Annotated in this window: 22 protein-coding genes; 14 read left to right on the top strand and 8 right to left on the bottom strand. The window is 40.4% G+C overall.

Features of this window, described 5'->3' with window-relative positions:
• Positions 1-536: 536 nt before the first annotated feature.
• The 5 genes from G3341_RS20755 to G3341_RS16030 all read left to right on the top strand — a co-directional run bounded on the left by G3341_RS20755 (position 537) and on the right by G3341_RS16030 (position 6,038).
• Entirely contained in the window at positions 537-812 is a 276-nt protein-coding gene (locus tag G3341_RS20755) for a hypothetical protein (RefSeq protein WP_231131810.1), read from the top strand.
• Between the two features lie 483 nt (positions 813-1,295).
• Complete coding sequence (locus G3341_RS16045) at positions 1,296-1,532, top strand: HEAT repeat domain-containing protein (RefSeq protein ID WP_154635708.1); 237 nt, start codon at positions 1,296-1,298, stop codon at positions 1,530-1,532.
• A 317-nt stretch (positions 1,533-1,849) separates the two neighbouring features.
• Positions 1,850-2,149, top strand: coding sequence for an HdeA/HdeB family chaperone (locus tag G3341_RS16040; protein ID WP_014657621.1), 300 nt, complete (start codon positions 1,850-1,852; stop codon positions 2,147-2,149).
• A 521-nt stretch (positions 2,150-2,670) separates the two neighbouring features.
• The gene (locus tag G3341_RS16035; protein WP_163862901.1) at positions 2,671-4,875 is read left to right on the top strand and encodes a TonB-dependent siderophore receptor; all 2,205 of its coding nucleotides are present in this window, start codon (positions 2,671-2,673) and stop codon (positions 4,873-4,875) included.
• Positions 4,876-4,937: 62 nt separating this feature from the next.
• Positions 4,938-6,038: an ABC transporter substrate-binding protein gene (locus tag G3341_RS16030; RefSeq protein ID WP_163862899.1), complete on the top strand. Its 1,101-nt coding sequence runs from the start codon at positions 4,938-4,940 to the stop codon at positions 6,036-6,038.
• 156 nt (positions 6,039-6,194) lie between these two features.
• Here G3341_RS16030 and G3341_RS16025 read toward each other — a convergent pair whose 3' ends face one another.
• A complete protein-coding gene (locus G3341_RS16025) occupies positions 6,195-7,088 on the bottom strand; it encodes a LysR family transcriptional regulator (RefSeq protein ID WP_163862897.1) in 894 nt (297 codons plus the stop codon).
• A 98-nt stretch (positions 7,089-7,186) separates the two neighbouring features.
• On the opposite strand from G3341_RS16025, the gene G3341_RS16020 reads away from it, so the two are divergent.
• The 6 genes from G3341_RS16020 to G3341_RS15995 all read left to right on the top strand — a co-directional run bounded on the left by G3341_RS16020 (position 7,187) and on the right by G3341_RS15995 (position 13,322).
• Positions 7,187-8,518 carry an MFS transporter gene (locus G3341_RS16020; protein ID WP_163862895.1) on the top strand — a complete coding sequence of 444 codons (1,332 nt, stop codon included), beginning with the start codon at positions 7,187-7,189 and terminating at the stop codon, positions 8,516-8,518.
• Between the two features lie 3 nt (positions 8,519-8,521).
• A complete protein-coding gene (locus G3341_RS16015; RefSeq protein ID WP_195848168.1) occupies positions 8,522-8,908 on the top strand; it encodes a hypothetical protein in 387 nt (128 codons plus the stop codon).
• A 541-nt stretch (positions 8,909-9,449) separates the two neighbouring features.
• Positions 9,450-10,310 carry a helix-turn-helix transcriptional regulator gene (locus G3341_RS16010; protein ID WP_163862893.1) on the top strand — a complete coding sequence of 287 codons (861 nt, stop codon included), beginning with the start codon at positions 9,450-9,452 and terminating at the stop codon, positions 10,308-10,310.
• 37 nt (positions 10,311-10,347) lie between these two features.
• On the top strand, positions 10,348-11,424 hold the full coding sequence (locus G3341_RS16005) for a chemotaxis protein (RefSeq protein WP_163862892.1): 1,077 nt from the start codon (positions 10,348-10,350) through the stop codon (positions 11,422-11,424).
• 54 nt (positions 11,425-11,478) lie between these two features.
• Positions 11,479-13,050 carry a cobalamin adenosyltransferase gene (locus G3341_RS16000; protein ID WP_163862890.1) on the top strand — a complete coding sequence of 524 codons (1,572 nt, stop codon included), beginning with the start codon at positions 11,479-11,481 and terminating at the stop codon, positions 13,048-13,050.
• Positions 13,047-13,322 (top strand): YkgJ family cysteine cluster protein, encoded by a 276-nt coding sequence (locus G3341_RS15995; RefSeq protein WP_154624196.1) that lies wholly within the window; start codon positions 13,047-13,049, stop codon positions 13,320-13,322. The genes G3341_RS16000 and G3341_RS15995 overlap by 4 nt, the downstream gene beginning before the upstream one ends.
• A 114-nt stretch (positions 13,323-13,436) precedes the next feature.
• Here G3341_RS15995 and rpoD read toward each other — a convergent pair whose 3' ends face one another.
• The 3 genes from rpoD to rpsU form a co-directional block, all read right to left on the bottom strand.
• Entirely contained in the window at positions 13,437-15,293 is a 1,857-nt protein-coding gene (gene rpoD / locus G3341_RS15990) for an RNA polymerase sigma factor RpoD (protein ID WP_154624197.1), read from the bottom strand.
• A 170-nt stretch (positions 15,294-15,463) separates the two neighbouring features.
• Entirely contained in the window at positions 15,464-17,209 is a 1,746-nt protein-coding gene (gene dnaG, locus G3341_RS15985; protein WP_154624198.1) for a DNA primase, read from the bottom strand.
• Positions 17,210-17,326: 117 nt separating this feature from the next.
• Complete coding sequence (gene rpsU, locus G3341_RS15980) at positions 17,327-17,542, bottom strand: 30S ribosomal protein S21 (RefSeq protein ID WP_001144069.1); 216 nt, start codon at positions 17,540-17,542, stop codon at positions 17,327-17,329.
• A 326-nt stretch (positions 17,543-17,868) separates the two neighbouring features.
• Between rpsU and tsaD the strand changes: the two genes are divergently transcribed.
• Positions 17,869-18,897: a tRNA (adenosine(37)-N6)-threonylcarbamoyltransferase complex transferase subunit TsaD gene (gene tsaD / locus G3341_RS15975; RefSeq protein ID WP_154624199.1), complete on the top strand. Its 1,029-nt coding sequence runs from the start codon at positions 17,869-17,871 to the stop codon at positions 18,895-18,897.
• Positions 18,898-19,031: 134 nt separating this feature from the next.
• Here tsaD and G3341_RS15970 read toward each other — a convergent pair whose 3' ends face one another.
• Both G3341_RS15970 and plsY read right to left on the bottom strand, forming a co-directional pair.
• Complete coding sequence (locus tag G3341_RS15970; protein ID WP_163862888.1) at positions 19,032-20,564, bottom strand: methyl-accepting chemotaxis protein; 1,533 nt, start codon at positions 20,562-20,564, stop codon at positions 19,032-19,034.
• A 188-nt stretch (positions 20,565-20,752) separates the two neighbouring features.
• Positions 20,753-21,409 (bottom strand): glycerol-3-phosphate 1-O-acyltransferase PlsY, encoded by a 657-nt coding sequence (gene plsY, locus G3341_RS15965; RefSeq protein WP_154624201.1) that lies wholly within the window; start codon positions 21,407-21,409, stop codon positions 20,753-20,755.
• A 239-nt stretch (positions 21,410-21,648) separates the two neighbouring features.
• Between plsY and folB the strand changes: the two genes are divergently transcribed.
• Complete coding sequence (folB, locus tag G3341_RS15960) at positions 21,649-22,008, top strand: bifunctional dihydroneopterin aldolase/7,8-dihydroneopterin epimerase (protein ID WP_154624212.1); 360 nt, start codon at positions 21,649-21,651, stop codon at positions 22,006-22,008.
• A gap of 33 nt (positions 22,009-22,041) precedes the next feature.
• Here folB and G3341_RS15955 read toward each other — a convergent pair whose 3' ends face one another.
• The gene (locus G3341_RS15955; RefSeq protein ID WP_154624213.1) at positions 22,042-23,286 is read right to left on the bottom strand and encodes a multifunctional CCA addition/repair protein; all 1,245 of its coding nucleotides are present in this window, start codon (positions 23,284-23,286) and stop codon (positions 22,042-22,044) included.
• A 10-nt stretch (positions 23,287-23,296) separates the two neighbouring features.
• Positions 23,297-23,914, bottom strand: coding sequence for a TIGR04211 family SH3 domain-containing protein (locus tag G3341_RS15950; RefSeq protein ID WP_154624202.1), 618 nt, complete (start codon positions 23,912-23,914; stop codon positions 23,297-23,299).
• A gap of 345 nt (positions 23,915-24,259) precedes the next feature.
• Between G3341_RS15950 and G3341_RS15945 the strand changes: the two genes are divergently transcribed.
• Positions 24,260-25,222 carry an inorganic triphosphatase gene (locus G3341_RS15945; RefSeq protein ID WP_154624203.1) on the top strand — a complete coding sequence of 321 codons (963 nt, stop codon included), beginning with the start codon at positions 24,260-24,262 and terminating at the stop codon, positions 25,220-25,222.
• The last annotated feature ends 8 nt before the right edge of the window (positions 25,223-25,230 follow it).

Here is a 25,230-nt window from a genome sequence, read left to right as displayed (position 1 = left end):
GATTCCGATGCAAGAGCTGAGCTATTAGCGCTTCGATAATATAATAAAGAAATTAGGATGGAGAAAGAGATCATAAAACAAACCAGCGCGCTCCTGTTCTAGGAAACCGAGTATCGATAAAAACGTGTAACCAATTGTCTATCCATGGGCGTGATGCCGCGCTCAGATTGGCTTAACTAGTCGTTCAGCCTAGTCCGCCTGGCTTCAACTCCCTGCTGAATTAAATCACCGCAGAACAACTTTGCCTGTACCGAAGAGATGAAATTATCTTTGAACAGAGTCGAAATCGCTTAGGGAACAGAACGTTAATCAACGGTTATGCAAAGAGGGCATGAGCTGAGCGCTTATGGCGTCCAAAGGCTAATGGCTCCGCTTGGTCTAGTCGTCACTCCGCGTGTTGCTTAGAAAGTCACCACCGAACGGTAACACCGTGATGCCGTCGTCGAGCAATTTGAGCAAACACAATTTCTAATCCTCACGCGCTCCCCGCAGTGTGAGCGGGTGATGTGACCTATTTATAAAAGGGGGATGGCTAGATGTATTTCGCCATCCTGATGAACTTATACTCACTCCGTCTTGTAGGTTGGCATTTCGATAAACGGATGACGGCAGTTTTAGTCAGTAAGACCTTGATGAAAGCGTATAACTTACGTCACCCCGAAAAAAGCTTAGTCTTTCATAGCGATAGGGATTACAATATACGAGTAAGCGCTATCGTCACTTACAGAAAAGTTATGGAATTCGAGCAAGTATGGGCGATGTCGGAGCCTGTTGGGATAGCGCCGTTGTTGAACGATTTTTTGGTAGTTTAAACCCGATTGGGTACTGAAAATCCCTCGGCCATAACGGAAAGCTGATGAAAGGAGATGTTATCTCGATATGCGCTATTACACCATAGAAAGGCTTCTTACTCCCAACGGTGATCTGCCACCCATTGACTATGAACAAAATTCCTTAAGAAAAGGTCCTGATTTAGTTGCGCAGAACATTAACCATTGAATGAAGTTTAAACCCATAAAACTCGCCCTCGCTACCCTGAGCAAATTGACTGTGCTACTACAATTATAACAAATTTACTATTACTAGTAATATTTTAAGCCTATTGATTATCAATTATCAGTGAAGTTTTTTATTTTTAATTTTAATATTCACTGAAAGTGTCAATAAATATACATAATAGGCGTAAAAACAATGTTATCAACTTTAGCTTTTTCCTAATACAGTAAGATGTAATAAGTGATTTGACTTAGAATGGCAATTCGTATTTGATCTCTTGTGTTATAGCAGGCTAAACCATGGAAAAACAAATTATAGGGACACTTATCGAGTTGACCTTTCGAGGCAACGATGATGTCAAGATTGCAGCGATCTCCGCATTGGGTGATTATAAAGCGACAATAGAACAACAAGATGCAGTGATTAGATTAATTGAACTATGCAAAGATCCAAATAAAGAAGTGGCGGTATCTTCCATCCGCTCTTTAAGCAAGCTATCTGAGCATTTTAGTCGCTTAGTTACATATAATGACTGAGGCTCTCTGATAAATTAATTTTATGATATTGACCAACCTTTAATTAGTTTAAAAATATTAAACAATAATAATTTATACTCTCTTTAGTATGTATTTTTATTTCAGCTTTTTAACAGCAAAAAATTTTTTGTTATGTTGTTAATTAGTTGTCATTAATAATGACTTATTTTTTGTTATTAAAATGACTTAATCGGATGGTCGCTTTTGTTTTATTATAATCTTATTATCCTAATAAGATTATATAAACTTTAATAAGTTTGTGATAAAAATAAACAGCCACATTGTTATGCATTATTTATACACATAAGAGGTTTATAATGAAAAAGATTGTTATCTCTAGCGTTTTAGCTGCAATGGCAGCATTCTCTTTTAATGCGATGGCTGCGGACTCGAATATTGTCACGCCTGAAAAAATGACTTGTCAGGAATATATTAACCTGAACCCGCAAAGCTGGGCACCTGTTGCATTGTGGATCACCAATATGGATACACAATTTAAAGGTGGTGATTATGTTGCGTTAACAGAACAGAGTGTTGCAGAAGCGCCACAAATCGTTGAGTTCTGTAAGAAACATCCTGAAGGCACACTACAAGATTACTTAGCGTCAAAAAAATAAGTTAAGTTTATACCCTAAATAATTTGAGTTTAACTTAGGTGATAAGTGAGCAAGTCGTTAAGCACAGATAAATGTTGTGGCGAGTACGAGCTAACCTAATCAGCAACGTTGTCACTTGAAATATCATGGGTAGTACAAAATCAAAGCCTTGTTAATGTGGTGTTTGTTTTTAGTTTAATTAAAGGCAAACACCCTACTATTTGTTTTATATATCGTTTTAATTAGAGCAACGCTTTCTAGCCACTTTATTTATAAGTGTCCATTAATGGCAATTCAAGATTCGATAATTCTGCTTTTTGTCTGACCTTCTCCAACATTTCTTTTTCTGATTTATAAATATTCTGCTTTTCCCTCTTCTTTCCGTCGGCGATGTCTAAAAAAAGACGCAAGAATGATAATAGTTCTTAATAGTATGTTTATTATCAGTTAAAATTATCCGCTAATTTAGCCGGATAAAAAGCCGTAATGTTATCGGCAGCGGCCTGTAAAAAAACACGACAACCTATTAGGATCTTAGGCACATGAAAATTAGGCATCTTTGGATACTCTCTCCATGTTTTGCTTCTTTTATTGCACCAGCAACATTCGCAGCAGAAAACAAACAAGATGAAATGACAGTCTCGGCAACGCGTTCTTATCGAAGTGTGTCGGAGATGGCTCAAACTACTTGGGTTATCGATAATGCGGAAATAGAACAGCAAGCAGAAGGAGGTAAAGAGTTAAAAGATATTCTGTCACAATTGATCCCCGGCATGAGTGTTAGCGGTCAAGGGCGTACTAATTACGGTATGAATATGCGTGGCCGCTCAATGATTGTGATGGTGGATGGGGTCCGTTTAAATTCTTCACGTAGTGATAGCCGCCAATTAGATTCTATCGACCCGTTTAATATTAACCATATTGAAGTGATTTCTGGCGCCACTTCTTTATATGGTGGCGGTAGTAGTGGTGGATTAATTAATATTGTCACCAAAAAAGGCCAAGAAGAAAAACAAGTCGACTTACAAATTGGCGGAAAAACCGGCTTTAGTAATGGCAAAGATCATGATGAAAATATTGCCGCGGCCATGAGTGGGGGGAATGAAAACGCCCATGGTCGTTTATCCGTTGCCTATCAACGTTATGGTGGCTGGTATGATGGCAAAGGTAAGGCAATTAATATTGATAATACACAAACAGGCCTACAATTTTCTGACCGCTTGGATGTCATGGGCGCTGGGGTTATTAATATTGATGATAATCAGCAGCTACAAGCCACGGTTCAATATTATAAAAGTGAGTCCGATGGTAAACATGGGCTTTATTTAGGCAAAGATTTTGCGGCGGTGAAAGGCCAAGGCGAGGCTCATAATAGTGATAAATTAAATTCAGATCGCTTACCTGGGACTGAGCGTCACATGCTGAATTTACAATATTCGAATGGTGACCTTTGGGGGCAAGATTTTGTTGCCCAAGTTTATTATCGTGATGAGTCACAAAAATTCTATCCATTCCCTACGCTAAATAAGGCAAAGGATGTCACCAGTATTAGCGCCTCTGATCAAAAAACCAATTTCTATGGTACTAAGCTGACGTTTAATAGCGAGCCGGTTGAGCATTTGACGCTGACGTATGGTGCTGACGCTGAGCACGAACAATTTCGTGCCAACCAAATGTTCTTTAATTTAGATAAAGCGAAAGAATCGGGTGGCATGGATTTGAAAAAAGCCTATCAAGTTGGGCGTTATCCAAGTTATACCACAACCAATATGGCCGCTTTCTTGCAAAGTAGCTACGATATTAATCCAATATTCACTTTAAGCGGCGGTGTGCGCTATCAATATACTGAAAACAAAGTGGATGACTTTGTTGGGTATGCGCAACAACAGCAAATAGCAGAAGGTAAAATTAAATCTGCCGATGCTGTGCCGGGGGGGAATACCGATTATAATAACTTGTTATTTAATGCAGGCTTATTGGTGAATTTAACTGAAAACCAGCAAACATGGTTTAATTTCTCTCAAGGTTTTGAAATTCCCGATATTGCCAAATATTATGGAACAGGGAAATATGCAGCAACCCCAGATGCTAATGGGCATCTTGCATTAGAAAATAGCGTTAATATTAATGATACTAAAGTGAAAGGTATTAAAGTTGACTCCTATGAACTGGGGTGGCGCTATACTGGAGATAATTTACGCACACAAATTGCCGCTTATTATTCATTGTCAGACAGAAGTTATGACATTAATAACGCGGATATGACTATCTATATGAAGTCAGATAAACGTCGTATTTATGGCGTGGAAGGGGCTGTTGATTATTTCTTTGAAGATAGTGATTGGAGTGTTGGTAGTAACTTTAATCTGCAAAAATCAGAAACCAAAGTGGATGGTAAATGGGAGAAATGGAGCGTTAAATTTGCTAGCCCATCAAAAGTGACTGCATATGTGGGATGGGAGCCAAATGATTGGTCTCTACGTTTACAAAGCCAGCAAACCTTTAATGTTTCCGATGCGGATGGTAACAAGCTTGATGGTTATAATACCGTGGATTTCTTAAGCAGTTATTTATTGCCAGTTGGTAAAGTCAGTTTTGCGGTAGAAAATTTACTGGATGAAGATTACACCACGATTTGGGGGCAACGTGCGCCAAAATTATATAGTCCGAATTATGGTGCAGCAGATCTGTATACCTATAAAGGTAGAGGAAGAACTTTTGCGTTGAATTATAGTGTGACGTTTTAAGTTGAATATCTTGTGAGCCATCTTATTGATGGCTCATCTTTATGACTCAATGAGGTTATTGAATGAAATGGCTATTAACTGGGTTACTATGTTTAGTCAGTGTGATTGCATCAGCTAAAACGCCCACTGTGATGACTGATTTGCAAGGCCGCAAAGTGAGTGTCGATCTTCCCGTCGACAAACTATTTTTGATCGATGGGCGAGATATTTTATCGGTCGATATTGCGGGGGGAAAAGACGCTTTCTCACGTATTGTTGGCTGGAGTGATTCGTTAGAACAGTACGCGCCTGATTTAAAACAGGCTTATTTTTCTGCGGTTCCTGAATTAGCTAACATACCAACCTTAAGAAAAACCCGCGAAACGGGCATTCAAATTGAAAAATTACTTGAGCTGGCGCCTGAAGTGGTATTAATGCATAAATCTAATTATGCAGCGATGCGCGATAGCCAATTTATGCCACAACTGGAAGCCGCAGGGATCAAGGTTATTTTTATTGACTTCCGTATGGATATCGCCAATAACACGCCAAAAAGTATTGTGTTATTAGGCGAATTATTAGGAACTCAGGAACGTGCAAACCGCTTTGCGACACTGTACCAAGAAAAACTAGCCGCCATTGAAGGGCAGCTGAAAAAACCTTACCCGTCGGTATTAATTGAGGCTAATGCAGGCTTATTTGCCGATAGTTGTTGCCAACTTTATGGTCGTTCAGGTTTTGGGGTTTTAGCAAGCCTTGCGGGTGGTAACAATTTAGTGGAAGACAGTTTTCCGGCTAAAGGTGCTGAAAGCTCAATTGAAAATATTATTACCTTAAACCCTGAATTTTATGTATTAACCGGTGCAGATTGGCAGAATTTTAATCGTCGCTCAACGGCCGTTAAACTGGGTTATGATGCAGATGCAACGGTGGCTAAAAAGCAATTGGCTAAGCTTGTCGATCGCCAAGGGATTTCATCGCTGACAGCAGTGAAAGAGAAGCATGTCATGGCGATTTATCATAACTTCTATAATAACCCAATGAATATTTTTGCTATTGAAGCTATGGCTAAGTTTATGCATCCGCAAACTTTTACAACTTTACAGCCTGAACAAAATTTGCAGGAATTCTTACAGCAGTTTACGGCTATTAAAGCGAATGGGGTGTTTTGGATAGCCCTTTAATATACTCGTCATACTTTACGCTTTGCTGATGACGCTGACTCACACTCACACAAGTCTGTGCTCTAGCGCCTTAGTCATTTATTGCCTAGCCGCACCTAGCGTTATTGACAGTTGCGATGCTATTTTAAGGCTGTGTTTCGATGAGACACGGCTTTTTTATAGGCTAAATTTTCCAACTAAGTAATCAATAAATACACGAGTTTTTGCAGGTAGAGTGGTGCTATTGGGATAAAGTAGCTGAATATTCTGTGAAGGTAGATAAAACTCAGGTAGTAAACGAATGAGACGCCCTGCATGAATATCATCATTAACTAGCCAATCAGGACAGATAGCGACACCTAGAGAGGCCAGTACCATTTGGTGGATCACCGATGCTGAATTCGATTCATATTGGCCTTTTATGATGGGAAGAGGGTATTTTTCCCCTAGCGTATTTTTTAGAACGTATTGTGTATCTTGCCAATTGAGTAATGAATGGGTTATCCAAGGAATTTGTGCTAAATCGTTAATCCCTTTAACGGGATAGTGTTTTAATAGTTCAGGGGTCGCCACAATAGAGATTTGGTATTCACCAATTTTACGTATTTTTAGGGATGAGCTTTTTAAATTACCTAAACGTATCGCGAGATCTAATTTTTCGGTGACCAAATCATCTAATGATGAATTAAAGCTGTATTGCAGGCGTAACTTCGGGTAAAGGCGACAAAATTCAGGGAGTAATGGCAAAATATAACGTTGGCCAAATTCATTCGTGGATGAAAAACGCAGTAAGCCTGTGACGTTTGTTGCTAAATTTTGGCTTCTTTCAAACGCTTCTTCTATCTCTAGTTGAATACGTTTAAAGTCATCATAAAAATGCTTACCCGCCTCGGTGAGGGCAATATTGCGCGTATTACGTATGAGCAGGCTGACATTCAGCCGTATCTCTAACTGCTTGATATCAATACTGACCATAGAGCGGCTCATGCCTAAAATATCAGCCGCTTTGGTAAAAGATCCCGAATCAACCACTTGTAGAAAAGTGGTTATTTGCTTAAGGTTTTTTTGCATAATCAGTCTGATTGTTTGCCATTATTAAACAATGAGTTTAATCCTCTTATATCGACAAAGAAAGGGGGAATACCTACTCTTGTGCGCTGGAGGTAGGTATGTCTTATCGATATAAAATCGCAACTGTTTTTTTAATTGGCTTCTTTATCGACTGTATTAATATTTTTATGTCAGCGATTGCATTGCCTGATATTGCTTCAGCGTTTTCTACCAGCCAATCAATGGTGGCTTGGGTCGCTAATAGTTATATCTTAGGTTTAGTCTTGATCATGCCATTGAGTTTATGGCTAGCAGGACAATTAGGTAACCAAAAGCTGCTCAGTCTGTCTATGTTGTTATTCTCAGTCAGTGTTTTATTGTGTGGACTGAGTCATTCAATTTATAGCTTGATCATTTGGCGTTTTATTCAAGGTGTTGCTGGTGGGTTACTGATCCCTGTGGGACAGGCGCTTGTTTTTGAGCTATTTCCAGGTAAAGAGCGCCATCGTATTTCAACCTTAATTATGGTTGTCGCCCTAACTGCGCCTGCATTTTCTCCGGCGGTAGGGGGAATGATTATTGATTCATTCTCGTGGCGCTGGGTATTTTACGCAAATCTGCCTTTTTCATTATTTGCGGCAATTTTAGCGTGGTCATGGGTGAAAAATGATGGACGGCAACAAAGAGAAAAGCCTGATGTATTAGGGTTGATTATGGTGAGTTTTAGTTTACTGTTCTTGTTGTTATCTTTTTCCTTTTATAACGATTATCACAGTACCGTACTAGCTCTGAGCAGTTTTCTATTTTCTGCTTTTATTCTGGTTTTATATCTTCAATACGCCAAAAAATGTTCGGCGCCTATTTTGAATTTTCAGTTACTCGTAAATAGTCATTTGCGTAATGCTTTTATTGTTTATTACGCAGTACCTGGTGTATTTACCGGTGTCAATTTACTCAATATTTTTAACTTACAAAATAATTTACATTTTAGCGCAGCTCAGACGGGCATGTTTATGCTGTTATATGCCGCGGGGGCACTACTATCAATGCTAAGTGGTGGTTATCTCTATCACCAGATTGGTAAGAAAACGCTATTTTTTGCAGGAATTACGACTCATAGCTTAGGGATTATGTTGCTGTTTTGGGTATCAAGTTACTCAGATTTGGCCTTACTCATAGTTGCTTATTTATTAATGGGAGCAGGTGGAGGGCTGTGTACTAATACTGCTCAGATCAGTGCATTAATTGATTTTACAGGGAAGGATTTATTGCAAGGTAGTGTGTTATGGAACATTAATCGCCAAGTTGCGTTCAGTGTAGGAACGGTCGTGTTGGTGTCTATTTTTAGTGTCGTCAGCGTCCAAAATGACTTATTGCGCTATCAATATACTTTTATGGCCGCAGCGATTATCGGTTTACTGTCATTAGTCGCAGTATTAAAAGAGAGATAAACTATGGGTAACATGGAAAAAGCATTGCAGAGTGTGATAGATCTGCATATTTCGATTGAAAATGTATTTACTGGTAAAGATCAGAATGCATTAGGGCCTTTATTAGCTAGCTTTGATAAAAATTTTGCCATGGTGACAATAAAGGGAGAACGCATCGGTTTAGAACAGATTAACACCTTATTTAATCATAATATGGGAACAAGACCTTCATTAAAGATCACGCTTTCTGATATTAAACCTATTTTAGATACAGGGGAGTATTGTTGGCTACAATACCAAGAGCGACATGAAACAGCGGATTCATGGCTATTACGAACTTCCACGGTATGTATTAAGGTAGATGGAGAGCATTGTCTTTGGGTATACTTACATGAAACTCCTCAGCAATAAATATTAATTGATAGGTTTAAGTGTTAGCTTTTAGTCAACGCTAACACTTAACTAGATGATTTTTTTAATTGTTTAATCTATTTTTCTGCTTATTTTCTTGAATTATTTCAATATAAATACCATCCAAATTTTATCTACAGTGCATTACTACACGTTCGTTAATTTGCTTTTTAAATCGAACTTATTTCACTTCTATCGTTAACTTAACCTATTTTCTTTATTTGAATAATAAAGATATTACAAAATAGATGATTATGACTCGTTTGATGAGTTATGTTATGTATCACTAAAAACGACTTATTTAGATTGTCTTTTTAAAAACATAATGCGCTAATTTTTGTAGCGCATGCAGTAAATGACAATATTTTTGAGTAAAAGTGTTTTTATCTCATCGTCAATTTAAATCACAGGGAGTAAAAATTGAGAAACGCATAATAAGAATTATCTTATGCGATAAAAAGTTTTGTACTGACGCTATTTGTCACTGAGTTTGATATTCTTTGTGCAATCAATCTTAACCTAAATCATAGTTGGTGATAAAATGGATGACTATAAAAAAAATCAAGGAGTCAGATTAGCGACAATTATTCTCGAAACTTATCTTTATGGTGAAGTCGATAAATGTGAGCTAGCTTCTCGTTTTAAAGTCAGCGAGCGGACAATTTATCGAGATTTGAATTCATTAAGCTTAATTTTAGAGCATAAAGGGAATTCGAAGTACGGTTTTTCGACAGTTGTCGAATATTATAAAATGATTTCTTTTTTTGGCATAGATAAGTATTTACCTGATTTTAGTCAATCTTTTCTGAAAAGTATTCCTGAGACTATTCAGAATAGAAGTGTTCTCATTAAATTTAATGGTATTGAGCATAAGATTAAGAGTTACTTAAAAAAACATTATGAAAAAATAAGGTATGCAATTGATAATAAAAGAGAATGTCATATTCTCTATAAAAACAAAAATCGGACAATACATCCCTATAAACTGGTATGTCACAATACGATTTGGTACTTGAATGCAATGGAAGAGGGGAAGCTTAAGTCATTTTCATTGAATAGAATTGAATGGTTAGATGTAAGCAAAGTAACATTTTCACCAGATGATAATATTTTGAATATATTAATGGGAAGTAAGGACCCATGGACTAGCCATAATAATTTTAATGTTCGAGTACAGGTTTTATCATCAATATCTGATTACTTCAAGAGAAGGGATGTGTTACCAAATCAGTATATTGTTGATGAAAATAGTGAGTATTTAACAGTTTCATGTTCTGCAATGAGTGAAAAACAGATTTTACCTTTAATCCAATACTGGATCCCAAATATTAAAATATTAGAGCCAGAATGGTTAAAGGTAAAGTTTGAAAAAAAATTACAAGATTATATTAGTCACTTGTAACGAGTTATTTTAATTTTATCAAAATTGAGAGGATTGTATGGCAATACCATTTATTATTGCAGGTGCGGCTATTGCTGCCGCCGCGTTTGGTGGAAAGAAAGCTTATGACGGTTACCAAACAAAATCAGAAGCGGATGATATGTTAGCGAAAGCTCAACGCCGTTATGATGAAAATAAAGAGGTTCTGGAATCTATTAATGTCAGTACGACCAATGAATTAGAGAAGCTAGGTACGCTTGAATTACAAATTGGTGAAAGTTTCAGTAAGTTTAATACTATCGCACAATCAATATTAAAACAGCTAAATGAATCAGGACAGGATATTTCTATCTCTATTCCTCGTCATGAAATTAATAAAATTGAAAACTTAGCGATTTCAGCAACAGAGTATCTAGGAACCTTAGTCGGTGCCGGTGCATCAAGTGCTGCGGCAGGTTTTGCTGTTTATGGCGGTGTGATGGCATTTGCCGCGGCATCGACGGGAACACCAATTGCAGCGCTTTCAGGTGCGGCTGCTTATAATGCGACAATGGCGGCTATCGGTGGTGGTTCACTGGCCGCTGGGGGATGGGGGATGGCCGGTGGCGCAATGGTGTTAGGCGGTGCCGTTGTTGCTCCTATCTTAGCTATTGCGGGTTGGGCTTATAATTCCCATGCCGAAAAAGCGTTAGATAATGCTCGAAAAATTCGTTCTGAAGTTAATGGTGCCGTTGCAAAAATGACTTTAGCACATGAGAATTTAACGAAAACTAAAGAGTATGTTGTCGCTATTTATCATGTTTTGGAAGCACAATTCAATGTGTTTAAACCCTATTTATTGGCGCTTATAGAGGCAGACAAGATAATTCAACGTAATAAAGCATTGGGCAACACAAATACCCATGGTATTACGGATGAATTAAAATTGACCATTAATAATGGCTATAAGCTCGCCGCTATTATGACCAATCTAATTACGACACCATTATTTAAGCCAAAATTAAATGAAAATAATGAGGTTGTTATCGTTGATGACGTTATCGAAATTGAAACGGATAGCCACGGGCTAAAAGTTATCAATCAGGATTGCCTAGATAAACAGTTAGATGAAACTGAGCGTTTTACTCTATCTTAATGACATCATAAATTATAAGTAGCAGTGCTCGGCTGCTACTTATCGGTAAAGCATATGCAGCAGAAAAATTATAATTGGCAAAAGGAAGTGAACGATACAATTGTTCAAAGTTTAGTGACTTCTTTTGGTTTAGATTTTTTATTATTAAAAGATAAAAAAGGGGGCGATGTTGATACCATCCATAATGTCAGAAACGATATTTGGGCGACAGAAGTAGAAAAAGATCGTTATGAGAATCGTGGGCAATACGATTCTCATGAATATCACAGTCATGAAAACTACAAAGAAACAAACCGTAGAGGTAAGCAACAAAAATTATCCGGTGAATTAATTGATTCTTACACTGGCGAAACTTTTAGTCAGCAAGATGTGACTAATCTTGATCACATTATTGCCGCTTATGAGGTCCATAATGACCCTGCACGTGTTCTTGCTGAAATTGATGGTGCGGATTTAGCGAACCGTGACTCAAATTTGACCTTTACGAATGAAACATTAAATAAGTCGAAAAAAGCCCAAAAAATGGCAGACTTTATGGTGAATTTAAAATCACAGCAAACACAGATTAAAACAGAAATTAATGTGTTAGAAAGTAAAGGGCAACTAACCGATATTGAGCTAAAAAAACTCAAGACACTTAAGAATAAGCAAAAAGCCAATTTTGATGTCATGGAGGCTATCGATAAAAAGGCCAGAAAACAGTATGACGCTGAAATTAGTCGTAAGTACTACAGTAGCAGTAAGTTTTTTGTGAATACGGCCTCAGCGGCCATTAACACTGGGTTGAGAATGGGAGCAAGGCAAATGCTAGGGATTGTATTTGCAGAGCTTTGGTTTGAATTAAAAGACGCTATCCCGAAGTTGATTGAACAGCATAAAACAAACTTTAAACTTAAAATCTTCATTGAAGATTTGAGGGATGTTGTTACAAATATTTGGGAAAGATTAAAGGTCCGTTTTAAAGATTTTTGGACTGAGTTTAATAATGGGCTGTTTGGTGGGCTATTAGCGAGTGTAACAACTACGATGCTGAATATCTTCCTGACATCCACAAAACTGATAGTAAAATTAATTCGAGAGTCAGTAAATAGTTTATTTTCAGCGGCTAAGCTACTATTTTTTAACCCTGAAAATTTAGCATTAGGCGATTTGCTAAAATCAGCCATTAAAATTATTTCGACCAGTATCTCTGTTATTTTAGGTTCAATGATAACAACATACTTGAATGGAATATTATCATTTCCTTTCGGTAATGATGTGGCAGTATTTATTGGCGTTTTGATTTCCGGTTTATTGACATTGGCGATGTGTTATTTTTTAGAACATAGTGAGTTCATGCAAAAAATTTGGAATTTTTTGAATAAATTCCGAAATAAATATGAGCTGACATTACAGTACTACCGAGAAGTTAATGCGGCTTTAGATGAATATCTTGTCAAACTTGTTCAGCTCGAGTTTAACTTTAATGTGACTGAAATGCAGGTATTTACCAATGCATTACAAGTGACGAATTCAGAATATGAGCGAAAAATTATTCTCAATCAGGAAATTAAGAGAAATAATATTGTATTGCCCTTTGATGCAGAAAGTGATGATTCATTCAGCGAGTGGCTGGACTCATTATGAGCTTAGAAACCGAGTCGCTATTTCCTTGTGATAAATGTGGGGCATGCTGCCGCCATGTTGATCGTGCGCATGAAACTCAATTTCTTGATCGAGGTGATGGCGTTTGTAAGAATTATAATGAAACTAATATGTTATGTACTATCTATGATGAGCGTCCAGATATCTGCCGTGTCGATAAACAGTATTCGCTTCATTATCACAAACAATATACATGGCATGAATTCATTGAAATTAACAGAATTGCTTGTGAGATAATACTGGGCAGTGAATAGTGTTGATGTATGACATGCTGATTAATGAAGTCATGACTAAAATGGTCATTTATCGTTTAGTGACATAAAAAAACACCTGCCGAAGCAGGTGTTTGATGACTAATTAAAGGCTCATTATTCGTCAAGGAAGCTACGTAGAACTTCAGAGCGGCTTGGATGACGCAATTTACGTAGAGCTTTAGCCTCGATTTGACGAATACGCTCACGCGTAACGTCGAACTGTTTACCCACCTCTTCTAAGGTATGGTCGGTGTTCATATCGATACCAAAACGCATACGTAGAACTTTTGCTTCACGAGCCGTCAGACCTGCTAGCACTTCATGAGTTGCTGAACGCAGACTTTCTGATGTCGCTGAGTCTAATGGTAGCTCTAACGTGTTATCTTCAATAAAGTCGCCGAGATGTGAATCTTCATCATCACCGATTGGCGTTTCCATTGAGATTGGCTCTTTAGCGATCTTCAGGACTTTACGGATCTTGTCTTCCGGCATCATCATACGTTCCGCTAACTCTTCAGGGGAAGGTTCACGGCCCATTTCCTGTAGCATCTGACGAGAGATACGGTTCAGTTTGTTGATGGTTTCAATCATATGTACCGGAATACGAATGGTACGAGCCTGATCCGCGATAGAACGTGTAATTGCCTGACGGATCCACCAAGTTGCATAGGTCGAGAATTTATAACCACGGCGATATTCAAATTTATCAACCGCTTTCATCAGACCAATATTACCTTCTTGGATTAGGTCAAGGAATTGCAAACCACGGTTGGTATATTTCTTCGCGATAGAAATTACCAGACGTAAGTTTGCTTCAACCATCTCTTTTTTCGCACGGCGTGCTTTCGCTTCACCGATAGACATACGACGGTTAATATCTTTTACCTGTTCAATTGTCAGGCCAGTTTCTTCTTCAATTTGACGTAATCTTTGCAGACAACGCAAAATTTCTTCTTCAACTTCTAGCAGCTTTTCACACCAAGGCTTGTTCATCGCTTTGGCTGCTGTTAACCAAGTTTCACTGGTTTCATTGCCACTGAATAACGTGATGAAGTTTTTCTTAGGCATTTTGCACTGTTCAACACATAGCTTCATGATAGTACGTTCTTGGAAACGAACGCGATCCATCATTTCACGCATGTTATTGACCAGATAGTCAAATTGCTTAGGCACTAAACGGAATTGCTTGAAGACTTCAGAAAGTTCTTCGATAGCAAGTGCTGTTTGTGCATTGCTACGACCAAACTGCTTAATGTGCTGACGCGTTTTTTCGTATTGCGTACGCAATTCACCGAATTTTTCACGGGCTAGTTCAGGATCGATGCTGTTATCATCATCGCTATCACTGTCATCGCCGTCTTCGTCTTCATCATCGTCTTCATCATCGTCTTTATCCAACTCTTCTTGTGGAAGCTCAGAACCAACGTGTGTTGCGGTTGGTGCTAAATCTTCTTCAGCGTTAGGATCGACGAAACCAGTAATCAAATCGGATAAGCGGCTTTCGCCTGCTTCAACGAGGTCATACTGTTCGAGTAGATAAGTAATGGCTTCAGGGTACTCTGCAACAGAGCACTGAACTTGGTTGATGCCATCTTCGATACGTTTTGCTATGTCGATCTCACCTTCACGGGTTAAGAGTTCGACGGTACCCATTTCACGCATGTACATGCGCACAGGGTCTGTAGTACGACCAATTTCACTTTCCACACTGGATAGAACTTGAGCAGCGGCTTCTGCTGCATCTTCATCCGTATCGGAAGTGGTTTCAGCGAGTATCAAATCATCGGCGTCAGGTGCTTCTTCCATGACCTGGATGCCCATGTCATTAATCATCTGGATGATATCTTCAATCTGATCTGAATCGACGATATCTTCCGGCAGATGGTCGTTGACCTCAGCATAGGTTAAGTAACCTTGCTCCTTACCCTTGGTTACGAGTAGCTTAAGCTGCGACTGCGGGTTTTGCTCCATAAGACGGTATCCACACTTCTGAGTATTTAGATTGGTGTCGGTCGGCGAAACAATCGGCCAACAAGAACATTCAAAGGGGATTTTTATTGTTACGCTACGCCCCTTTAATTTCGTAGCATTTTACAGGCATTTGCCTTTAGTAAATCGGCACTTAAGCCGTTTGGTATTCATTATATTTTCACACGTGACAGTGTGATAAGGCGGACTTCGGCGCGTTCTTCTGGGGTCAGCCCTTCAGTTCGTTCTTTGGCTATCAAATAGTCAAAACGCTCATCAAGCGCGCTGTTAAATAGATGGTTTAAAGCATCTTTAAATGTCTTTTCCGCTATTTCCTCTATTTCTATATCGTTCCAAGTTGCCAGTTTTTCAAGTTGATTCGCAAATTTATTATCACGATACAGCTCAAGCAACTGCCCAGTCGTCATTCCGGGGTTGGATTGGCAAACATCGACCAATTCCTGAAATAGAGAAAGCCCCGGCATTTGAATATGGGCGATCCCCTCTAATGAGGGAACGGATTCCGAAAAACTCGGATTCTGCACCAACAAAGCGATTAAAATTCGCATTGTGGTTGGTTTTAATTTTGGTGCTTGGTAACTGACCGGTTCAGCATTCTCTCTATCAATCATAGCAAGAACCTGAGAAATATCAGGTATACCGATAAAATTTCCCAATTCTTGTGCCATATAGAGGCGCAATGTTTCACCAGGTATTTGTTTTATCAAAGGGATGGCAAGTTTACTAAATTTTGCTCTCCCTTCTTGTGTCTTTAAATCAACCTGTGGTACGAGTGAGTCGAATAGAAATGACGATAATGTTTGTGCGTCATTCATTCGTAATTCAAATGCCTCTTTACCTTCTTTGCGGACTAAAGAGTCAGGATCTTCACCATCAGGTAAAAACATAAATCGTAACTGGCGGCCATCAGTCAAATAAGGCAGTGCTGTTTCAAGTGCACGCCACGCTGCTTCTCTTCCTGCTCGGTCACCGTCATAACAACAAATAACAGTATCTGTTGAACGATAGAGCAATTGAATATGCTCAGACGTTGTCGAGGTACCGAGTGATGCAACCGCATAACGGATGCCATATTGGGCTAACGCCACGACATCCATATAGCCTTCAACAACCAGTAACTTATTAAGTTCATTACTGTGTTGTGTCGCCTCATAGAGACCAAATAATTGACGGCCTTTATGAAAGATATCGGTTTCGGGCGAGTTTAAATATTTAGGTAACGCATCACCTAAAACTCGGCCACCAAAAGCAATAACACGACCACGACGATCACGAATTGGGAACATGACTCGTTCCCTGAATCGGTCATAAGTACGGCCATTATCATTGGTCACTAACATGCCTGCATCATCAAGCTGTTTGCGACTTTCTGGGTTTACAGCAAATTTTTTGAGCAAATTATCCCACCCCGCTGGGGCAAAACCTATCGAAAAATGCTCAATAATGTCAGCTGTTAAACCACGTTGGCTTAAATAATCTTTAGCTTTAGTTGCCGATGGATGACTTAAGGCAGCGTGGTAAAAATGGTTTATTTTCTCCATCAATTGGTACAGATTTTGCCGTTGATGAAGTTCGATTTGGCTTGCGCCTGTTCCTGTTTCATAAGGAACATCAAGGCCATGTAAAGCAGAAAGTTCTTCGATGGCTTCGACAAAGTCGAGCTTGTCGTAATTCATCAAAAAGTCGATCGCATTACCATGTGCACCACAGCCAAAACAGTAATAAAACTGCCTTTCACTATTTACGGTGAAAGAAGGTGTTTTTTCGTTATGGAACGGACAGCACGCGTGATGATTTTTACCCTGTTTTTTTAACGGGACTTTTGCATCGACTAAATCGATGATGTCGGTTCTCGCTAACAAATCATTGATAAATGAACGCGGGATTCGTCCAGCCATAAGCCTCTTTTTCGCCTGTTGATGAACGATAATAAGCCGCGCTTCCCTCAGGAAAGCACGGCCTTTAACTGCTAACTAATACTGCCTGCTATGGTTGCGGTGGCTACCGCGCCCAAATTAGTACAGACGAGTACGGCGTGCGTTTTCGCGAGCCAGTTTCTTAGCGTGACGCTTAACAGCAGATGCTTTAGCGCGTTTACGCTCAGTCGTTGGTTTTTCATAGAATTCACGACGACGTACTTCAGCTAAGACTCCTGCTTTTTCGCAGGAACGTTTGAAACGACGCAGTGCAACGTCGAATGGCTCGTTTTCACGTACTTTAATTACCGGCATGTGCCTCTCACCTCAATAGAAATCGGGTTGTTGCTGGCTTTATTCAACCAGCCGTCATTTAAAATGGTGCGGAATTTTACTTCAATGAGTACGGGTTTGTAAAGTGCCGTATAAAATTGAAACACACAAGATTACCAGTTCGTTGTTTTATTTGATGAAAAAAACAGCGAAGTAGGGTAATAATGAAATTAGCCACACGAAATTTATTACAGGGTAGTGATTATAGACTATACAACAGGAAAAGTCAGCCTTTTGGCATCATAAATTATACGATAGATTGAATTTAATGGTAGACTTTGCCTTATGCAATAAACAAGGGTAGTGCAATGCGCGTTTTAGGTATCGAAACATCCTGCGATGAAACCGGAATCGCAATCTATGATGATAAGGCCGGTCTATTAGCTAACCAATTATACAGTCAGATAAAAGTCCATGCTGACTACGGTGGGGTGGTCCCTGAACTGGCTTCTCGCGATCACATTCGTAAAACGGTTCCACTGATTCAAGCTGCGCTCAAACAAGCCAACCTGACAAGTGCCGACATCGATGCTGTCGCTTATACAGCAGGCCCAGGGCTTGTTGGAGCATTAATGGTTGGTGCGACAGTGGGACGCTCGCTCGCGTTTGCATGGGGCGTACCAGCAGTTGCTGTTCATCATATGGAAGGGCATTTACTCGCTCCTATGCTTGAAGAGAAAAGCCCTGAATTTCCATTCGTTGCTTTGCTCGTTTCGGGGGGACACACCCAGTTAATTAGCGTAACGGGTATTGGTGAGTATGAATTACTTGGTGAATCGATTGATGACGCAGCGGGCGAAGCGTTTGATAAAACAGCAAAACTATTAGGGTTAGATTATCCGGGTGGTCCAGCGTTATCACGTATGGCGCAGCAAGGTACGCAAGGGCGCTTTGTTTTTCCGCGGCCAATGACCGATCGCCCGGGACTGGATTTTAGTTTTTCAGGCTTAAAAACGTTCGCAGCAAATACCATTCGAGAAAATGCAGACGATGAGCAAACACGTGCGGATATTGCCCGTGCTTTTGAAGATGCGGTTGTCGATACGTTAGCAATAAAATGTAAGCGTGCACTTGAGAAAACAGGCTTTAAACGCTTAGTGATGGCGGGCGGGGTTAGCGCAAATCGCACATTACGCGCCAAAATGGAAGAGGTGTTGAAACAACGCGGCGGTGAAGCATTTTATGCACGCCCTGAGTTTTGTACCGATAATGGTGCCATGATCGCATTAGCTGGGCTAATTCGTTTAAAAGGTGGCGCAACAACGGGATTAGGTATCACAGTTCGTCCTCGTTGGCCGTTGGCAGAATTACCTCCGTTAGTGGAAAGTGATCAATAAGCCATCCGGATTGATTAAGAAAAATCAACGGCGACATTAGGTATTATGGTGAGTCACCGTTGATTTTTTACTGTGTTATTTCCCTTCTGTTTTTAATCAAAAATAGCGTTTTTATGACGCTAATTCATTGATGATTAATGTAAAATAACAATGGCATCATCAAGTCGTATGGCATGTTTTTGGACGATTTCTGATGCGTTGGCACTTTGTTCTACCAAAATGGTATTTTTCTGAGCGATCGACTCAAGTTCAAATACCGCTTGAGTGATTTCTGTCAGTCCAGCGGCTTGTTCAGAGGTTGCATGGCTGATGTGATTAATTAATTGGGTCACATTTTGCACTTGATTGACCACGTCTTGTAATGTGTCTCCGGTGGTATGAACATGAAGTTTGCCGGAGTGCACTTTATTCTCACAGTCATCAATAAGATCTCGGATATCATTAACCGCGCTGGCACTGCGACTGGCTAGACTACGCACTTCATCGGCGACAACGGCAAAGCCTTTTCCTTGCTCTCCGGCTCGGGCCGCTTCAACCGCGGCATTGAGTGCCAAAATATTGGTTTGAAAAGCGATGGTTTTTATCACATCGGTTATGGCGTTGATTTTGCTGGTACTGTGAACGATCTCATCCATGGTGTGTACCACGTTTTTCATGGCTTCTGCCGCATGTAACGCGGTATCACTGGTTTCGCTGGACAGTTTATCTGCTCGAATTGTATTTTCAGCATTCATTTGTACTGAAACGGATATTTGGTTCATTGCAGCAACGGTTTGTTGTACATAGCCAACGGTTTTTTGCGTGTGTTGCTCAAGCTCATCACAGTCTTTTACTAATAATTCACTTTCTTGATGTACATTGCCAATTTGGCAAGACACATCATTGGTTAGCCAACGACAGACTAATCCTAACTGGCCAATAGAGCGTAACATCATGCCAATTTCATCAACACGATGTAGAGGATTGATGCTATGTTTCTGACCTCTAGCAATATCAAGTGCTTGTTTGGCTACATTTTCAATAGGTTTGGCAATCATCTGTTCAAGTAAGAAATTACCGGTGCCCAGTATGATTAAAGCGAGCAGTGTCGTGAGAAAAAGAGCAGAGCCTTGCAGGCTTGATAACGCAGCCAAGCTTATCCACGTTGTTAATAATAGCAGCATGAGTCCGCGAATTCGCCAGCGTATTGACAGGGCGGGGTATTGGCTAAACCAATACGACGTCAGCACCAATCCTTTATGAAGTTTGCGATGACGATGACCTTCATTTAATGATTGATAGAGTGGCTCAGCCACGGCAATTTCCTCGCGTGAAGCCTTAGTGCGAATTGACATGTAACCCGTCATCACGCCTTCTCTCACCATCGGACAAATATTGGCTCTCACCCAATAGTGGTCACCATTTTTACGGCGGTTTTTCACTATCCCCGTCCAGGGTTCGCCATTTTTTAACGTGTTCCACATGTCGGCAAATGCCGCTTTAGGCATATCGGGGTGGCGGATGATATTGTGAGGCTGATGCATGAGTTCAGAAAGTGAATAACCACTAACTTTTATAAAGTCATCGTTTGCGTGTGTGATATTTCCCTCTAAGTCGCTAGTGGTCATGAGGGTGGTATCGTCTTCTAGTTGATATTCGTTTTGTGTAATAAAAGGAATGCTCGTCATAAGTACACCATTATAATTGTTGAGTTTCTCAATGGTATATTTCGACTTATTTCAAATTATCATTAGGCATTATTTAGAATTATTTGAAGTTTATCTTATTTTTTTTGCAATATGCCTTAAGTTTGGTACAGAGTTTGGTTAAATACAGTGAGATGTGAAAAAAAGGCTGTTATTACAGCCTTTTAATATTAATCCTCTTGTTCTTGCTCTTTTGCTTCTTGGGCTATCTCTTTCGCCGTTTTTTTCTTTTTATTTTTTAGTTTTTGCCAAATCCGACTTTCTTGGCCTCGCCATAGTCGTTGGATATTACCATGGTGACGTACCAAGATAAGACACGAGAGCATCGCAACGGGAAAGGTGAATTCTGGCTTAAACCACCACACGTAAAAGGGGGCAAGTAGGGCACCAACAATAGCGCCTAATGATGAATAACCACTGAGAAGCACAGTCAGCAGCCAAGTACCAGCGATGACTCCAGAGAGATCCCAACCGATAGCCGCAATAGAACCGAATGCTGTCGCGACGCCTTTTCCTCCTTTAAAACGGAAGAAAACGGGATAAATATGCCCAAGGCAAGCTGCAATTGCGACAAAGCCAAGATAGAATGGTGGAACTTTTAAATAGTAAGCCAACCAAACGGGTATCATCCCTTTGAGGATGTCGCAAATGAGGACACCAGCAGCAGCTAATTTACCGCCGACACGCAAAACGTTTGTTGCTCCGGGGTTACCTGAGCCATGTTGACGAGGATCGGGTAATCTTGCCAATCGGCAGATCAGTATAGCACTCGAAACTGAGCCACAAAGGTAGGCAAAGATTATCATGCCAAGCGCGGTTGCACTCATAGCTAACTCCAAAACAGTTAGTGTAAAGACTCTGAATAATTCGAGTTGCAGCTAGGCGACAAGTTAATGAGCCGCTTAGAGCAATATCGGTCTGTGACTCGTGCAAAATGCGCGTAGTCAACAATGCTACAACTTGAAGTATAACGAGCGTAGATTCACAATTTATTTCACTTCTTGGATAATACGCACATTTTCCAAGAAGTGGTATCAATTCAGCACATAAACGAGAAAATGACGTGATGGATATCGTATTTATTGAACAATTATCAGTCATCACCACTATTGGTGTATATGACTGGGAACAAGAAATTGAGCAGAAACTGGTGCTCGATATCGAAATGGGATGGGATAACAAACGAGCATCAAGGAGCGATAAAGTAAAAGATTGTCTCGATTACGCGCAAATTAGCCAAGCCATCATAACTCATGTTAGCAAAAATAAATTTGGCTTAGTAGAGAGAGTTGCTGAAGAGGTGGCTCAACTTTTATTAAATGACTTTTGTAGTCCTTGGGTGCGCATTAAAGTCGCTAAACCCGGTGCCGTTGCCCGCGCTAAAAGTGTCGGTGTAGTGATTGAAAGAGGCACTAAAAGGGCTTAACTCCTGTCATTGGCGGTCAACTACCGCCAATGATTATGGATGAAGTGATAAGGTGGTTTGTTGTTGTCGCCACTGTTCTACATGTGCAATACGTTGACGAGTGAGTTCTTCGCGGATTTGTGGCCCTTGAAAGCCTTGCTCGATAATAGGTTTAACACTGACTGTTTGCGCGGTGGCAAAGGCTTGGCGCAGGAATTCTCCTTGTGGGTAAGCTTGCTGTTCAAGGCCAGCTCGTCCACGTGCGTCAGCCTCACTGATTAGGCTTAACTGAATAATTCGTTCAGGTTTACGCCAACTATCCAATCCATCAAACAATTGAATGAGTTCTGTCGCGCTTAGCCTATTAATCACATGGATTTTGTCATGAAAACGGGCACTGAGTCGTGCCTGCTCTCTAGCACTATTGGGAACTTTCAATCGATCGCATAAATTATCTATCAGCGCGACACCTGCTTCACCATGATTAGGGTGGCTAGGCCAAAGATGTTTTGGTGTGAGTGCCTTACCGACATCATGGCAGAGTACAGAGAAGCGAATGTCGACGTCAGAGCTGAGTTCTGCTGCCATACCTAATGCCATGAGAGTGTGGATACCCGTATCAATTTCAGGGTGCCACTTGGCTGGAGCTGGAATACCAAACAGATTATCAATTTCAGGGAACAGAACCGCAAGGGCACCGCATTGACGCAATACCTCAAAGTAGACCTGTGGCGAGTTTGACCTCAGCGCTTTTTCAGTTTCGGCCCAAACACGCTCTGCGGTGAGATGTGTTAGCTCACCGGATGCGGTCATGGTTTGCATCAACGTCATGGTTTCAGGCGCGATCTGAAACCCCAGTGCTGAGAAACGTGCGGCAAAACGTGCAACACGCAGTATACGTAGTGGATCTTCAGCAAAGGCATCGGAAACGTGGCGTAGAATACGTGCGTTGAGGTCATCTACCCCATGATAGGGGTCAGTGAGTTGGCCTTGGTCATCTTTAGCGATGGCATTAATGGTGAGGTCGCGACGTAAAAGGTCATCCTCAATAGTGACATCTGGCGCTGAATAGCAACTAAATCCAGTATAGCCAGAACCTGTTTTACGTTCTGTTCTGGCTAAAGCATACTCTTCATGCGTTTTCGGATGCAGAAATACAGGGAAGTCCTTTCCCACCTGTTGAAAACCTTGTGCCAACATCTCATCGGGTGTTGACCCGACTACCACATAGTCTCTATCGGAGACTGGAAGCCCAAGCAATTCATCGCGAACGGCTCCGCCCACCAGATATATTTTCATCATTAACGTGTTAGCTCATCCAACGGTCATTACGTTTTTTACGGCGTGGAATAATATGTGGCAAGATCAGACCAAAAATAAGCCCAGCACCTGCAACACCACCACCATACATAAACCATTGTAGTATAAGTTCACGACGGCGATCATCCAGATTGACCTCGGCAATTTCTAATTTCTTACCTGATTTGATCAATTCGTTTTTCAGTTTTTCATTTTCTGCTTTCAGCTGATTGACGATTTTATCGTTATCAGCGACGCGTTGTTGCATATCAGCGGTTCGGGTATTCCAAGTGCTATCAATGTTTTCGAGTTGCTGGCGTAATTTTTGATTTTCGGCTTCTAATTCAGGAATACGAACTTTCATACTGGGGGTGTCACTAAGTTGGTTTTCTGGCAGCCATACTGTGCGCCCGCGTTCGTCTTTGACTTGAGCGAAATTACCATCCGTTGAAATCAATTCAACACTTTCACCCGCATTGAGCGTACCAACAATGCGGTATTTCGTTCCTGGTCCACTATGCACATAAGTTGATAAGTCGTCAGAAATATAGCGTTTTTCAGCCGCAAAGGTGCTGACTGATAGGCTTAGCCCCATGATTGAAAGGAGTAATAATGGTATTTTTCGCATAATCGTATTTACTTTCTATTCTTTATGGTGAATGAATGCGGCATATGTGTGTAGATCTACTTTACATAATTCGAGATACAGCGTGTCGATAAGTGTTTAACTCATGCTACAACTTGAAGTACGACGAGTATAGATACTAAAGAGTTAAGTTTGCGTGTGCAAATGTAAAACCAGAATGGGAACTATCCTAACTCACTATATAGCGTATAATTCCTTGCATTTCTTGACACAAATATCTGGAATAAATAGAGACGATAGAATTTTTGGTTTCAGTGCGCTTTATTTTCTCACTCTACGCTGATTGGGGTAATATGATGTCAGAGATATTATCAATTAAGGAAATGTATGAGCCACATCGAAGTTGAACTTAAATTGGCTGCTCAAACTGCCGCAATAGAGCCAGTACGCCAATTTTTATCGACGCTTGCCCACCAACATATTGAGCCTAAGAAACTGACTAACATTTATTTCGATAGCGAAGATCGCTTGCTCCGTCAATGGGATATGGGCTTACGTATTCGTGGTTGTGATGGGCATTATGAAATGACGATAAAAACCGCGGGTCAAGTTATCGGCGGATTACATCAACGTCCTGAATATAATGTGGACATTGATGTACCAGAATTGAATTTAGCTGCTTTTCCTACCGAAATTTGGCCGGAAGGAACGGATACGCAACAGTTACAATCTCAATTACACATTCTGTTTAGTACGCATTTTATGCGTGAAAAGTGGTTGGTAACATTTGAAGACAGTGAAATTGAAATTGTTTTTGACCAAGGAGAGATCTCCGCTGGAGCCCGTGAACTGCCTATTCAAGAATTTGAGTTGGAACTCAAACAAGGTTTTGTTGCTGACGTACTGAATTTAGCAAAAAAGTTAGCAGATATTGACGGCCTACGCCTGTCTTCCGCCTCGAAAGCGGCTAGAGGATACTCTTTGATGCAAACCGAAGAGGCTCCACTGCAACAGCCTGAAACGATATTCGATTATGAACAGCTGCCAATAGAGCAAGCGTTGTTGCATATACAGCAGTTATGCCAACAGCATGAGGCTTATTGGCTGGCAGATGAAACCGCAGCTCGTGAAGGGTTTGATGTATTTTTGCGTTTTGTCCAAGCATTCTTAGTCCACTATCGCAATTCTGCACCACAGTTTATCCAAGATATCCCATTAGACCAGCTTAGAGCCGACCTCGCAGATGAAAGCTTAAGTGCGGAAGCCTTTTGCTACAGCAGTCGTTGGTTAAAATGTAAGCTAGCCTTTACGCAATGGCTAATTGCTTTGAAGTATACTGATATTCATTAAGGTGTTGA

It is taken from the genome of Providencia vermicola, from assembly GCF_010748935.1.
Lineage (GTDB): Bacteria > Pseudomonadota > Gammaproteobacteria > Enterobacterales > Enterobacteriaceae > Providencia > Providencia zhejiangensis.
Note: the sequence above shows the minus strand (reverse complement) of the source record. Positions and strands in the feature narration are given on the sequence as shown.

What these genes read in the sequence shown, in the direction of transcription:
- G3341_RS15955 (WP_154624213.1), bottom strand. Translation starts at nt 23,286, where the DNA reads ATGAAAATATATCTGGTGGGCGGAGCCGTTCGCGATGAATTGCTTGGG.
- G3341_RS16035 (WP_163862901.1), top strand. Translation starts at nt 2,671, where the DNA reads ATGAAAATTAGGCATCTTTGGATACTCTCTCCATGTTTTGCTTCTTTT.
- G3341_RS15995 (WP_154624196.1), top strand. Translation starts at nt 13,047, where the DNA reads ATGAGCTTAGAAACCGAGTCGCTATTTCCTTGTGATAAATGTGGGGCA.
- G3341_RS16005 (WP_163862892.1), top strand. Translation starts at nt 10,348, where the DNA reads ATGGCAATACCATTTATTATTGCAGGTGCGGCTATTGCTGCCGCCGCG.
- G3341_RS15945 (WP_154624203.1), top strand. Translation starts at nt 24,260, where the DNA reads ATGAGCCACATCGAAGTTGAACTTAAATTGGCTGCTCAAACTGCCGCA.
- rpsU (WP_001144069.1), bottom strand. Translation starts at nt 17,542, where the DNA reads ATGCCGGTAATTAAAGTACGTGAAAACGAGCCATTCGACGTTGCACTG.
- G3341_RS16040 (WP_014657621.1), top strand. Translation starts at nt 1,850, where the DNA reads ATGAAAAAGATTGTTATCTCTAGCGTTTTAGCTGCAATGGCAGCATTC.
- G3341_RS16045 (WP_154635708.1), top strand. Translation starts at nt 1,296, where the DNA reads ATGGAAAAACAAATTATAGGGACACTTATCGAGTTGACCTTTCGAGGC.
- tsaD (WP_154624199.1), top strand. Translation starts at nt 17,869, where the DNA reads ATGCGCGTTTTAGGTATCGAAACATCCTGCGATGAAACCGGAATCGCA.
- folB (WP_154624212.1), top strand. Translation starts at nt 21,649, where the DNA reads ATGGATATCGTATTTATTGAACAATTATCAGTCATCACCACTATTGGT.
- rpoD (WP_154624197.1), bottom strand. Translation starts at nt 15,293, where the DNA reads ATGGAGCAAAACCCGCAGTCGCAGCTTAAGCTACTCGTAACCAAGGGT.
- plsY (WP_154624201.1), bottom strand. Translation starts at nt 21,409, where the DNA reads ATGAGTGCAACCGCGCTTGGCATGATAATCTTTGCCTACCTTTGTGGC.
- G3341_RS16000 (WP_163862890.1), top strand. Translation starts at nt 11,479, where the DNA reads ATGCAGCAGAAAAATTATAATTGGCAAAAGGAAGTGAACGATACAATT.
- G3341_RS16020 (WP_163862895.1), top strand. Translation starts at nt 7,187, where the DNA reads ATGTCTTATCGATATAAAATCGCAACTGTTTTTTTAATTGGCTTCTTT.
- dnaG (WP_154624198.1), bottom strand. Translation starts at nt 17,209, where the DNA reads ATGGCTGGACGAATCCCGCGTTCATTTATCAATGATTTGTTAGCGAGA.
- G3341_RS15970 (WP_163862888.1), bottom strand. Translation starts at nt 20,564, where the DNA reads ATGACGAGCATTCCTTTTATTACACAAAACGAATATCAACTAGAAGAC.
- G3341_RS16015 (WP_195848168.1), top strand. Translation starts at nt 8,522, where the DNA reads ATGGGTAACATGGAAAAAGCATTGCAGAGTGTGATAGATCTGCATATT.
- G3341_RS15950 (WP_154624202.1), bottom strand. Translation starts at nt 23,914, where the DNA reads ATGCGAAAAATACCATTATTACTCCTTTCAATCATGGGGCTAAGCCTA.
- G3341_RS16025 (WP_163862897.1), bottom strand. Translation starts at nt 7,088, where the DNA reads ATGCAAAAAAACCTTAAGCAAATAACCACTTTTCTACAAGTGGTTGAT.
- G3341_RS20755 (WP_231131810.1), top strand. Translation starts at nt 537, where the DNA reads ATGTATTTCGCCATCCTGATGAACTTATACTCACTCCGTCTTGTAGGT.
- G3341_RS16010 (WP_163862893.1), top strand. Translation starts at nt 9,450, where the DNA reads ATGGATGACTATAAAAAAAATCAAGGAGTCAGATTAGCGACAATTATT.
- G3341_RS16030 (WP_163862899.1), top strand. Translation starts at nt 4,938, where the DNA reads ATGAAATGGCTATTAACTGGGTTACTATGTTTAGTCAGTGTGATTGCA.